This is a genomic window from Streptomyces sp. NPDC054847 (genome assembly GCF_053610925.1).
Genome location: NZ_JBSGZJ010000191.1, coordinates 1 through 12,631 on the forward strand (window position 1 = coordinate 1; position 12,631 = coordinate 12,631).

General features: G+C 72.0%; 9 protein-coding genes and 1 tRNA gene. 5 read left to right on the top strand and 5 right to left on the bottom strand.

Translation table 11 applies throughout. The features are described 5' to 3' along the window. Positions 1–36: 36 nt before the first annotated feature. The 5 genes from ACWGH4_RS19715 to ACWGH4_RS19735 form a co-directional block, all read right to left on the bottom strand. The gene (locus ACWGH4_RS19715; RefSeq protein ID WP_453462383.1) at positions 37–2,358 is read right to left on the bottom strand and encodes a hypothetical protein; all 2,322 of its coding nucleotides are present in this window, start codon (positions 2,356–2,358) and stop codon (positions 37–39) included. Positions 2,359–2,361: 3 nt separating this feature from the next. Continuing rightward, positions 2,362–2,433, bottom strand: a tRNA-Pro gene (locus ACWGH4_RS19720). Positions 2,434–2,518: 85 nt separating this feature from the next. Further along, positions 2,519–3,184: a GOLPH3/VPS74 family protein gene (locus ACWGH4_RS19725; protein ID WP_453462386.1), complete on the bottom strand. Its 666-nt coding sequence runs from the start codon at positions 3,182–3,184 to the stop codon at positions 2,519–2,521. Between the two features lie 155 nt (positions 3,185–3,339). Next, the gene (locus ACWGH4_RS19730) at positions 3,340–4,371 is read right to left on the bottom strand and encodes a hypothetical protein (RefSeq protein ID WP_453462389.1); all 1,032 of its coding nucleotides are present in this window, start codon (positions 4,369–4,371) and stop codon (positions 3,340–3,342) included. A gap of 59 nt (positions 4,372–4,430) precedes the next feature. Continuing rightward, positions 4,431–5,132 carry a DUF6882 domain-containing protein gene (locus tag ACWGH4_RS19735; protein ID WP_453462392.1) on the bottom strand — a complete coding sequence of 234 codons (702 nt, stop codon included), beginning with the start codon at positions 5,130–5,132 and terminating at the stop codon, positions 4,431–4,433. 243 nt (positions 5,133–5,375) lie between these two features. Between ACWGH4_RS19735 and ACWGH4_RS19740 the strand changes: the two genes are divergently transcribed. From ACWGH4_RS19740 to ACWGH4_RS19760, 5 genes are all read left to right on the top strand, one after another. Continuing rightward, a complete protein-coding gene (locus ACWGH4_RS19740; protein ID WP_453462395.1) occupies positions 5,376–6,863 on the top strand; it encodes an aldehyde dehydrogenase family protein in 1,488 nt (495 codons plus the stop codon). A 16-nt stretch (positions 6,864–6,879) separates the two neighbouring features. After that, on the top strand, positions 6,880–8,406 hold the full coding sequence (locus ACWGH4_RS19745) for a GMC family oxidoreductase (protein WP_453462398.1): 1,527 nt from the start codon (positions 6,880–6,882) through the stop codon (positions 8,404–8,406). Continuing rightward, positions 8,406–9,461, top strand: a complete 1,056-nt coding sequence (locus ACWGH4_RS19750; protein ID WP_453462401.1) for a quaternary amine ABC transporter ATP-binding protein — start codon at positions 8,406–8,408, stop codon at positions 9,459–9,461. Before ACWGH4_RS19745 ends, ACWGH4_RS19750 begins: the two co-directional genes overlap by 1 nt. Positions 9,462–9,513: 52 nt before the next feature. After that, positions 9,514–11,556, top strand: coding sequence for an ABC transporter permease (locus ACWGH4_RS19755; RefSeq protein ID WP_453462404.1), 2,043 nt, complete (start codon positions 9,514–9,516; stop codon positions 11,554–11,556). Positions 11,557–11,633: 77 nt separating this feature from the next. After that, positions 11,634–12,596: an ABC transporter substrate-binding protein gene (locus ACWGH4_RS19760; RefSeq protein WP_453462407.1), complete on the top strand. Its 963-nt coding sequence runs from the start codon at positions 11,634–11,636 to the stop codon at positions 12,594–12,596. Positions 12,597–12,631: the final 35 nt, after the last annotated feature.

Below are 12,631 nucleotides of genomic sequence, written 5' to 3' on the forward strand. Positions count from 1 at the left end.
GGCCAGGCACGCGCGACGGCTGCCCGGCCCGGCGGCTCAGAGGTGGCCGGGGTTGAGCCGCGCACTCGGCGACGGGTCCGGCCGCAGCCAGTGGCCGTCGGTGCTCCAGCCGAGCAGGCGCCGCGCCCGGCCGCCGTCCGCCGTACCGTCGGCGTCGAAACTCCCACCGCCGACGACCAGGCCCAGCCCCGCGAGCGCCGGGGCGAGGCGGGCGGCGACATGCCAAGGATGACGAGCCGCTTCATCGTCCAGCTGACCGAGCACCCGCTGCTGTTCGTCCGCCGTGCACAGCGACAGGTGGAAGAGCATCTGCCGCCAGGCGTACGCCGCGTCCTTGATCGTCCCCAGCGGGCGGGGGTTGCCCTGGACCCGCGCGGTCAGCACGCACACGGTGCGGAAGCAGCGGCATGCCAGATCCGCCCAGCCGGGTTCCGGCAGGATCCCGGCGCGCAGCACCAGCGTCGCGAGATTGTGGGTGGTGAGGATCTGCGCCTGCTCGATGATCTTCCCGTTCGCCGCCACCGAGCCGTACCCGCCGGGGCCGGCCCGTTCCGTGCACAGCCTCGCGAAGCCGGGCGAGGTCCGTGCACCGTACGACCGTGTCAGCGCCTCGCCGGCCTCGAGGACGGCCATGTTGCGGACGGCGGCGTAGTCGATCCCGTAGTAGCGCTCGTACAGCGTGCCGCGCAGCAGCTCGGCGGCGTCCCTGGCGGCCCGGAGGAACTTCGGGCCGAACGTTCCCATGAAGATGTCCGCGGCCAGCTCTTCCACCAGCGCAGCGCCCAGGTCCGCCTGGCGGGCGAGCACGCCGAGTTCGCGTACCAGCGGGTTGGGCAGCAGCGTGCCCGGGAACGCCTGAACGGCCAGCTCGCCGAGTCGGCGCAGCGCGGTCAGAGCGGGTTCCTCGGTGGCCGGCCCGCTCTCGCGCCGGTCGGCCACCGCCTGTACCCAGGGCAGCTCCTCGATCCGGACCTGCCGCTCGAGGTCGAGCAGCAGCAGGGAGCGCCGGTTGCGGAACGCCCGGTAGACCGCGGCCATCAGTGTGCGCAGCGACTCGTCCTCGTACGCCTGCGCCGTGGTCGCGGCGACCAGTTGCGGCACGAGCTCGGCCAGCACCTCGGCCGACGGCACCACGCCGCGTTCCACGAGGGTTCCGATCGGCGCGCTGAGCGCCGCCTCGACGACCTGACGGATCGCCGCGGGGATCTCCGCGCCTGCGGGCAGGCCCGTGTCCCTGTGCTCCTGCTGCGTCACAGGGGTGACGAGCGGAGCGACGTCCGCCGCGCCGACGTGCTGGGGCAGACCGGAGAGACGGCGGAGCACGACCTGCGCGAGCGCGTGGTGCGAAGGCAGCGCCGCCTGGCCCGCCTGCCGGTGACGCAGGGCGGTGTGCCGTTCGGAGCCGGGCGTGCCGCGCTTGCGGACCATGGAGGTGACGGCGTGCCGCAGCAGGCCGAGCCGGCGGGCTTCCAGCGGCCGCCCGGCGACGGCCTCCTCCAGCGCGTCCCGCAGCACCGCCAGGTTCTCCTTGGGGCGGCGGTGCTTGCCGCAGAGCGTGTGCTCCTGTGCCAGCAGCCGGTAGCGACGCAGCAGCTCCGCGCCGCGCTCGAGCCAGTCGCCGTCCGCGGGGATCTCACCCGGTCCCGTCGTCTCCAGCCAGTGCGCGAGCAGCTCGTCCGTGAACGGGAGCCAAACGGTCAGCGCCTCCCGCTGGGTCTCCACCGCCGTGTTCGTCCCGCGGCGGGCGAGTGCCTGGCCGACGTCGGCGACGGTACGGCGGTGCACGGCCAGGGTGTCCGGCGCAGGGACGTCCGATGGCCGGGGCAGGAACCGCAGCCGGCCCGCGAACGGCTCGAGGACGCCGACGAGTTCGAGCGCCCGCGGCACCTCGCCGGCGCGGACCAGCCACGCCACCGTGAGCAGCGCCGCTTCCTCCGGCACGGCCACCGAGTAGCGCCCGCTGTCCAGCAGGTCCCACAGAGTGACGAGGCCGGGCTCGGTCAGGAAGTGGTCGAACAGCGCCCTGCGGTCGGCGGGCACGCCTGCCTCGCGGGCGGCCTCCGTCTCGTACGGCAGCAGGGGGCCGCCCGCGGCCGCGCCGCCGGTCGCGAAGCCGCCGTGGACGACCTCGGGGGTCACCCAGGAGGGGAAGCCGGCCACCGGCGTGCGGGAACCGATCCGCAGCCGCCCGTCGGCCATCCCGTCGAGCACGTCACGCCAGCGCCGCATCCGTTGCTGCGCGCGGGTGCGTGTCCCGGCGTCCTGGTGCGTCAGCGCGGTGGTGAAGGCCTTCGTCAACTGCCCGGACGCGTACGACGGCGCTGCGATGAGTGGCTGCTTCTCAGCGTTCTCGTTCATAAGCCGACGTGGCGGGTTCCGCCCCCGCGCCCTCCGGGTCCCGAGCCCGGCGCTCTGCTGCTGAGCTACACGTCGATGAGATCGAACGTTAGCCATGTGCCGGGCCGGCGGACAACGGATTTCGGTTCGGTGCGGGGCCGGTGAGGAACCTGCCGGGGCGTCAGCCCGCCGCCGCGGCCGCCGTCAGCACCGTGACCGCGACCATCGCCGCCTGCATGTCGTGGATGGCCTTACGGAGGCTGTCACCCGCCCACTGGCCCTCGGAGACCTCGGACATCCGCGCGGTGAGCTCCTTGCGCGGAACACCGGGGAAGGCGATGCGGTGCAGCTTCGCCGAGTGGATCAGTGCGATCAGACCCGCCGTCCGGTCGTCGGGGTCGTTCCCTTCGAGGACGACGGCGGTGAGGCGCTCGCGGAGCTCGCGCTCGGCGTCCCCGTCCGCCTCCGGGTAGCGCTTGACCGGGAAGAGCCCCAGCACCTTGTGCTGCTCCTCCGCCACGAGACCGCGCTCGCGCAGGCTCTCGACCGTGGCGGTCACGGCCTTGGAGTGGTCCTTCGTCAGCCACTCCGTGACCTTCGGGGGCCTGCGCCTGCGGCCCGCCCAGGCCGCGAGCTGCTCGAGGCGGCCGTCGAGGAGGGGGACACCGGTGGGGGCCTGGTCCGTGACACGCACCCGGCCGTCGTCCACCGAGACCCGGCCGGCCATGACCAGGTCGAGCAGGATGCCGCCCGCCACGGCCCATCCGGCGGACTGCCGGTCCTTCGCCGCACCGGACTCGTCGTCCAGCGACAGCAGCATGATCTCCTCGCCCAGCGTGACCGCCATGCGGGCCCCTTTGTTCGCTTCTGTGTTGATGGTCTGATCATGGGGACGGCCGGGACGGCCGCTCAGTTCCCCTGGCAGCAGGGCCGCCGGGCGGAGAGCAACCGGCGCGGGGGTCCTGGGCGTTGTCGCGCCCACCGGCCGGCCGACCGCCGCCTTCAGCCCGTGGCGAGGCCCAGACCGTAGTACGTGACGCGGTAGTCGCCCACGTACGTGCCCTCACCGCCGACGATCAGGCCGGCCGGCTCCCGCACGCCGACCGCCTTCGCCGTGGCCACCAGCATCTCCGCCAGCGCCCGGCCCTTGGGCTCGCCGGGGCCGCCGGCGTCGACGCGCCGGACCGGGTCGTCGTCGTCCCACCTCTCGGCGGTGGCGGGGTGATCGGCGACCGTGCCCCAGCCGAGGGAGGCCGCGGTGGCGTCGTCGTCGGCGAAGCAGGCGATCGAGAGCCGTTCGCCGCAGGCGATGTCGAAGAGGAGCGGCGCGCCGTTCTCCGTGCGGCCGTAGACCGGCATGCCGATGCCGACGCCGAGCGCGACCGTCTCGGCGGGCAGCGGGCCGAGGAAATCCGCCAGGGACGAGGTCACCGTCGCCCAGCTGCGGGCGGACCAGCCGCCGGGGAAGTTCAGGCCGGCGTTGGCCGGGTCGCGGCGGTGGCCGAAGTACCCGCTGATCGAGTGCTCCTCCCCGATCCCCTGGCGCCAGAACCAGTTCTCCGCCGGGTCGGTGGGCTGCAGCACCAGCTCGGGACCGTTCTTCCCGGCGCGCAGCTCCAGCGTGTTCGGCTCGCCGCGCCAGCGCAGGAACGGGTTGCCCCATAGGGGGCCGCTCGTGAAGAACGGACCCGTCTCGCCGTGCGAGCCCATGACCGGCGCCTTGCCGAGTGCGGCGGTCAGCTCCTCGCGCACGGCCGCGAAGGCAGCCGCCTGGGCCGCGTCACCGGGCGCGGGCCGTCCCACCGGGATCACCAGCCCGACGTACTCCTCGCCATTGGTGTAGCGCTCCTCGTACGTCCCGGCCCGGATCGGCCGGGCCTCGCCGGTCGCCGGGCCGGTGCCGAGGACGGGCCCTGTGGCGTCCTCGGTCCAGGTCCAGCCCAGCGAGGCGGCCATGGCCCGAAGTCCCTCCGTGCCCCAGCCGCCCGTGTCCGCGGCGACGAGCCGTTCCGCCAGCTCGGTGATCGGTCCCACTTCATGCTCCCCGTTGTCGTGCGCCGTTCGTCGTGCGTCGTGCGTCGTGCTGGTCCGCGTCAAGCGGGCGCGGGCGCACCCGTGTTGACGTGCACGGAGGCTATCCGGTCGAGATCGTCGAAGAGGACGTCGACCGTGCCTCCGTCGGGGAGACCCGCGCTCATCCGGTCCTCGGTGCGGCGTTGCGGAAGGTCGTGGTGGCCGAAGTAGCCGGAGACGACCCGGCGTGCGGATCCGCCGACGAGGCCCGCGCCGGTGAGCAGGACGCGCGGCATGGTGATGGCGTCCGGTTCGGCGCGGGGGACCTGCGGATCGTCCGTCACCATGTAGGCGCGGCCGTCGGCGCTCGCCTGTACGCCGATGTACCCGGCGGCGCCGAGCACGCCCATCGCCGTGAACGCGAGGGTCTCGACGGCGCGGCGGGGGTCGTCGTGGGCGGCGAGGGGGACGAGCTCCTCGGTGAACTCGCTCAGGCCGCGAGCCTGCCCGTACGCGCGGAGCCGTTCCGCCGCCGCGACCACCGGCGAGCCGGCGAAGCCGGGGTTGGCCCAGGCCCACAGCCATGAATGCTCGTTGACGTCAAAGGTCCCGAGGAGCGAGATCCTAAGCTCCCGGCCGGACTGCCGGTACAGGCACTGTCCGAGGTCGGCACTCCACTCGCCGACCGGCATGAACTCGTTGAACGTCTCGAGTTGTTCCGCGCCCCAGGCGGCGTGCTGCTCGGTGAGGCTGAGGAACGGATCACTGAACTTCGCGGTCATGTACCTGACCCTACGAGGCCGACCGATCACGGCGTCGGGCGGGCGGTGGCCCCGGTCACATTCGCCCCGTGATGCCCGTGTTGACCCGTCGCGTTCCCGGGGCCCGGGCGGCACCGGTACTTCGTGAGCCGGGTCACGTTCGGTGAACCGTTCCGCATGGTTCTTGGTTCCGGGGGCAGGCGGCCAGATCGCCGGGGTGTGACCGGTGGAGGACAAAACGGGAACGAAAGGCCATAACGTAACGTGTCGGCAGTACATCAGACCATCCATGTGGGCGGGGAGTGGCGTTTCGCGCTCTCCGGCGCCACCCGCGACATCATCGACCCCGTCGACGGGAGCGTCTTCGCCGTCGTGGCGGAGGGCGGTGTCGCCGACACAGATGACGCTGTCGCCTGCGCGCGGGCCGCGTTCGACGACGGCAGCTGGCCGCGCACCCCTGTCGCGGAGCGGGCCGCGCTGCTCCGACGCGTCGCGGCCCTGCTCGAGCGGGACCGGGAGAAGATAGGCGCGCTGGAGAGCCAGGACGCGGGCAAGACCCTCGAAGAGGGGCGTGTCGACGTCGACTGCGTACGCGACGCCTTCGTCTACTTCGCCGACCTCGTCATGAACGAGAGCGGCGGCCGTGTCGTCGACGCCGGGTCGGACGAGATCCACAGCGTGGTCGTGCACGAGCCCGTCGGCGTCTGCGCGCTCATCACCCCCTGGAACTATCCGCTGCTCCAGGCCAGCTGGAAGATTGCCCCCGCGCTCGCGGCGGGCAACACCCTGGTGATCAAGCCCAGCGAGATCACGCCGCTGACCACCGTGGCCCTGATCGAGCTGCTGATCGAGGCGGGACTGCCGCCCGGCGCCGCGAACATCGTCACCGGCGCGGGCGACCCCGTCGGCGCCCGGCTGGCCGAACACCCCGACGTGGACCTCGTGTCCTTCACCGGCGGGCTCGTCAGCGGCACGAAGGTCGCCCGTGCCGCGGCCGACAGCGTCAAGAAGGTCGCCCTCGAACTCGGCGGCAAGAACCCGAACGTGGTCTTCGCCGACGCCTGCACCACGCCCGACGGCTTCGACACGGCCGTCGACCAGGCGCTCAACGCCGCGTTCATCCACAGCGGGCAGGTCTGCTCCGCGGGCTCGCGGCTCATCGTCGAGGAGTCGCTGCGTGAGCGGTTCGTCGCCGAACTCGCGCGCAGGGCCGAGAAGATCCGCCTCGGGCGCGGCACCGACGAGGGCGTCGAGTGCGGCCCCCTCGTCTCCGCCCAGCAGCTCGCGAGGACCGAGGAGTTCGTGGCCTCCGCCCTGGCCGAGGGTGCGGTGCTGAGGGCGGGCGGCGAGCGGCCGGAGGGGCCGGGCTTCTTCTACCGGCCCACCGTCCTCGACCACTGCCACCGCTCCATGCGCGTCATCCGCGAGGAGATCTTCGGCCCCGTCCTGACGGTCGAGACCTTCCGCACGGAGGAAGAGGCACTCGCCCTCGCCAACGACACCGAATATGGCCTCGCCGGCGCCGTCTGGACGTCCGACGCCGGACGCGCACGCCGGATGGCGCGGCTGATGCGGCACGGCACCGTCTGGATCAACGACTTCCACCCCTATCTGCCGCAGGCGGAGTGGGGCGGCTTCGGCAAGTCGGGCACCGGCCGTGAGCTGGGGCCCGCCGGCCTCGCCGAGTACCGCGAGGCGAAGCACATCTACCAGAACCTCGCCCCGCGCCCCGTGCGCTGGTTCGCGGGCTGAGGCAGGGAAGCACACCATGACCGACCACATTCACGAGTACGACTATGTCGTCGTCGGCGGCGGCACCGCCGGTTCGGTGATCGCCTCCCGGCTCACCGAGGACCCCGGCGTGACCGTCGCCGTCATCGAGGGCGGCCCGAGCGACGTCGGCCGCGACGACGTGCTGACCCTGCGGCGCTGGATGGGCCTGCTCGGCGGTGAGCTCGACTACGACTACCCGACCACCGAACAGCCGCGCGGCAACTCGCACATCCGCCACAGCCGCGCCCGCGTGCTCGGCGGCTGCTCCTCCCACAACACCCTCATCGCCTTCAAGCCGCTGCCGTCCGACTGGGACGAGTGGGCCGGGGCCGGTGCGAAGGGCTGGGACGCCGCGGCCATGGACCCGTACTTCCACAAGCTGCGCAACAACATCGTCCCCGTCGACGAGGCGGACCGGAACGCCATCGCCCGCGACTTCGTCGACGCCGCCCGGACCGCCCTCGAAGTGCCGCGGATCGAGAGCTTCAACGAGAAGCCCTTCCACGAGGGCGTCGGCTTCTTCGACCTCGCCTACCACCCCGAGAACAACAAGCGCTCGTCGGCGTCCGTCGCCTATCTCCACCCCTTCCTCGACCGGCCGAACCTGCACATCGCCCTGGAGACCTGGGCGTACCGGCTGGAGCTGGACGGCACCCGCGCCACCGGGGTGCACGTACGCGCCAAGGACGGCGAGGAGCGGACCGTACGGGCCCGCCGCGAGGTGCTCGTCTGCGCGGGCGCCGTCGACACGCCCCGGCTGCTGATGCACTCCGGCATCGGGCCGCGCGCCGACCTGGAGAGGCTCGGCATACCCGTGGTCCACGACCTGCCGGGCGTCGGCGAGAACCTGCTCGACCACCCCGAGTCGGTCATCGTCTGGGAGACCCACGGGCCCATCCCGGAGAACTCCGCGATGGACAGCGACGCCGGGCTGTTCGTACGGCGTGACCCCGCGTCCGCGGGCCCCGACCTGATGTTCCACTTCTATCAGATCCCCTTCACCGACAACCCGGAGCGCCTCGGCTACGAACGCCCCGCGCACGGCGTGTCGATGACCCCCAACATCCCCAAGCCCCGCAGCCGCGGCCGCCTGTACCTGACCAGCGCCGACCCCGAGGTCAAACCCGCCCTCGACTTCCGGTACTTCACCGACGAGGACGACTACGACGGTCGAACGCTCGTCGACGGCATCCGGATCGCGCGTGAGATCGCGAAGCGGGAGCCGCTGGCGGGCTGGCTGAAGCGGGAGGTCTGCCCGGGCCCCGAGGTCACCTCCGACGAGGAGATCAGCGAGTACGCGCGCAAGGTCGCGCACACCGTCTACCACCCCGCCGGTACCTGCCGGATGGGTGCGGCCGACGACGAACTCGCCGTCGTCGACCCCGATCTGAAGATCCGCGGCCTCACCGGCGTCCGGATCGCCGACGCGTCCGTCTTCCCGACGATGACGGCCGTCAACCCGATGATCACCGTCTTGATGGTCGGGGAGAAATGCGCGGACCTGCTGGGAGGTAATGCCTGATGAGTACGCCGCCGACACCTGTGTTCTCCGTACGCGACCTGTGGAAGGTCTTCGGCCCGAAGGCGGGCCGGGTGCCCGCCGACCCCGAGTTGGGGGCCCTCGACGCCGCCGCCCTGCGGGAGCGCACCGGCTGCACCGCCGCCGTGCGTGACGTCTCCTTCGACGTCCGCAAGGGCGAGGTCTTCGTCGTCATGGGCCTGTCCGGCTCCGGCAAGTCGACGCTGGTGCGCTGCCTCACCCGGCTGATCGAGCCGACGTCGGGCGCCATCTCCATCGACGGCGAGGACGTCATGTCGATGGACGCCGGACGGCTGCGCGAACTGCGCCGCCACCGCGCGTCCATGGTGTTCCAGCACTTCGGGCTGCTGCCGCACCGTTCGGTGCTCGACAACGTCGCCTACGGACTCGAGATCCAGGGCGTCGGCCGCGCGGAACGCCGGGAACGGGCGGCGGAGTTCGTCGCCAAGGTCGGCCTCGAGGGCATGGAGTCCCGCCGGCCGGGCCAGCTGTCCGGCGGCCAGCAGCAGCGCGTCGGCCTGGCGCGGGCGCTGGCGGTCGACCCCGAAGTCCTGTTGTTCGACGAGCCGTTCAGCGCGCTGGACCCGCTGATCCGCCGCGACATGCAGGAGGAGGTCGTGCGGCTGCACCGCGAGGAGGGCCGCACCATGGTCTTCATCACGCACGACCTCAGCGAGGCGCTCAAGATCGGCGACCGGATCGCGCTGATGCGCGACGGCCGGATCGTCCAGCTCGGCACCCCCGAGGAGATCGTCGGCGAGCCGGCCGACGAGTACGTGCGCGACTTCGTCCGCGATGTGCCGCGCGAGCAGGTCATGACCGTGCGGACGGCCATGCGTCCCGCCCTGGCGGCGGAGGCGGAGGCCGGCCCGGCGCTCGCCCCCGGGGCGACCGTCTTCGAGGCCATCGAGGCCGTCGCCCGCACCGGCGAGACCGCGCGCGTCGTCGAGGACGGCAGGTGCCTGGGGGTGGTGGACCACGCGGCGCTGCTCGGCGTGGTCGCCGGCGTACCCGGCGGCAAGGCGGTGGCCGCATGACACGCACCACGCGTACGTGCCTCCACCGGGCGACCGAGGGGCGGTGGCCGCGATGACCGCAGCCGTCACCGCTCCCGCTTCCGGCAAGACTCCTGACAACGCTCCCGACACGGCACCCGAGAAGACGAAGGCGCCCGCAAAGGCCGGCCGTCCCGCCACGGGAGGGTCCTTCCAGGACGTGATGCGTCATCCCGTCAAGGGCAAGCTGCTGGTGCTCGCCGCGCTTGCGGCCGTCCTCGTACCGCTCTCGGCGGTCGTGTGGGGCAGCGGCCCGTGGCCCGGCGCGCTGAGCGTCGACATCTCCGGACCGCTCGACGACGCCAACAAGTGGGTCATCGACAACCGGGACAGCCACCCCCTGTTCCTCTACTTCCTGCTGCACCTGTCCAACACCGCCACCGATGCCGTCAGCGGCGTCTACACCGTGCTCGACACGATGGGCTGGACCGGTGTGTTCGCCGCCGGCGTGCTGTTCGCCTGGCGCGCGGCCGGGCTCGGCCGCAGCGGTGTCAAGGTCGCGGCGACGGCCTTCGGCGCGTTCGCCGTGTGCGGGCTGCTCGGCATGTGGGACGCCACCCTGCTCACCATCGCCCTGATGGTGGTGGCGGTGACCTGCGCCGCGCTGCTGGGCGTGGTCATCGGACTGGCCGCCGGGCTCTCCGACCGGGTCGACCGCCTGCTGCGGCCGGTGCTCGACACCATGCAGGTGCTGCCGGCCTTCGCCTACCTGCTGCCGTTCGTGCTGGTCTTCGGCACCGGCACGCCCGCAGCCCTGTTCTGCACCGTCATCTACGCTGCCCCGCCGATGGCGCGCCTGACCACGCTCGGTCTGCGCGGCGCCGACCCCGCGGTGCTCGAGGCCGTCACGTCGCTCGGGGCGAGCCCCTGGCAGCGGCTGCGGACGGCCCGGCTGCCGCTGGCCCGCCGGCAGATGCTCCTCGGCCTCAACCAGACGATCATGATGGCGCTCTCGATGGTCGTCATCGCCGCGCTCGTCGGCGCGGGCGGCCTCGGCGAGGAGGTCTACTCGGCCCTGTCCACCGTGGACGTGGGCAAGGCGCTCGCCGCCGGCATCCCCATCGTGCTGATCGCCGTCTGGCTCGACCGTACGACCGCCGCCGCCGGCGACCGGATCGGCCGGAGCACACCCGGTGGCGGCCTGCTGCACGGCCGCTCCGCCTGGGCGCTGGCAGGCGGCGGCGTCGTCGCGGCCGTGCTGCTGCGCTTCGTGGCCGGCACGGCGTGGCCGGAGGGCTGGACGTTCGCCATCTCCACGCCCGTCAACAAGGCCCAGGTCTGGATCACCGAGAACCTGTCGTCCGGCATCCCGGTGCTCGGCGGCACGGAGACATGGTCCGAGCACTTCACCCTGTGGGTCCTCAACCCCATGAGGGACGGCCTGACCGCGCTGCCGTGGTGGGCGGTGCTGCTGCTGGTCGCCGCCCTGGCCTGGCTCGTCGGCACCTGGATGACGGCACTGACCGCCACCCTCGCCATGGCCGCGATCGGCGTGCTCGGCGTGTGGACGAAGTCCCTCGACACGCTCTCCCAGGTACTCGCGGCGCTCGTCGTCACCCTCGTCCTCGGCGTGCTGACGGGCATCGTCTGCGCCCGCGCGGGACGACTGGAACGCTGGCTGCGGCCGGTGCTCGACGCCATGCAGACGATGCCGCAGTTCGTCTACCTCATTCCGGTGGTCGCCCTCTTCGGAGTCGCCCGCGTCTCCGCGATCGTCGCGGCCGTCGTGTACGCGCTGCCCGCGGTGGTCCGCATCACCGCCCAGGGCCTGCGCGAGGTCGACCCCGCGGCACTGGAGGCGTCCAGGTCGCTCGGCGCGTCCACCCGGCAGCAACTCCTCCGGGTCCAGCTGCCGCTCGCCCGCCCCGCGCTCCAGCTCGCCGTCAACCAGGGGGTCGTACTGGTCCTGGCCGTGGTCGTGGTCGGCGCGCTCGTCGGCGGCGGGGCCCTCGGCTACGACGTCGTCAAGGGTCTCTCCCGCGGCGAGATGGGTCTCGGAATGACGGCCGGAGTCGCGATCGTCTGCCTCGGCCTCGTACTGGACCGGATCACTCAACCGGCCCGCAAGCGCGGCTGAACGGCCCCGCGCCGCACTCCGGCGCCTTCGCCCGTCCCGTACCACTCACCTCCCTCACTCACAGCAGGAGCACCACCATGAACCGCACCAGAACCCTCCGCACCGTCGCCGTCGCCGCCGCTCTCGGCGCGCTCTCCCTGAGCGCGTGCAGCGCCGCGGAGACCGGGAAGAGCCAGGACGCGGCCGGCGGCGAGAAGACCGTGAAGCTGACCGTCCCCTCCTGGGTCGGCGCGCAGGCCAACACGGCCGTCGCGTCCCACATCCTGGAGGAGGAGCTCGGCTACAAGGTCAAGACCCAGCAGATGGGTGAAGTGCTCGCCTGGGACGCCCTCTCCAAGGGCGACATCGACGCGATCATGGAGGACTGGGGTCACCCCAAGGAGGAGAAGCAGTACGTCGAGGACCGCAAGACCGTCGTGAAGGGCGGTGACCTCGGTGTCGAAGGCCACATCGGCTGGTTCGTGCCGAAGTACTTCGCCGACAAGCACCCCGACGTGACGGACTGGAAGAACCTCGACAAGTACGCCAAGGAGTTCGCCACCGCGGAGAGCGGCGGCAAGGGTGAACTCCTCGAGGGTTCGCCCGACTACGTCACCAACGACGACGCGATCATCAAGAACCTCGGGCTGAACCTGAAGACCAACTACGCCGGTTCCGAGGCGGCGCAGATCACGGCCATCCAGAAGTACGTGAAGGAGAAGAAGCCCTTCCTGACGTACTGGTGGACCCCGCAGTGGCTGAACGCGCAGGTCGACCTCGTCGAGGTGAAGCTGCCCGAGTACAAGGAGGGCTGCGACGCCGACCCGAAGAAGATCGCGTGCGCCTACCCGAACACACCGCTGCAGAAGTTCCTCAACGCGGACTTCGCCAAGAACGGCGGCGAGGCGGCCGAGTTCCTGAAGAACTTCAAGTGGACGACCGAGCAGCAGAACGAGGTCGCGCAGATGATCGCCGGGGAGAAGATGAGCCCCGAGGCGGCGGCCGAGAAGTGGGTCAAGGCCAACGAGGCGACCTGGAAGCAGTGGCTGCCGAAGAAGTGACACCCGCGGCCCCGCCCGCACGGGCGGGCCGCGTC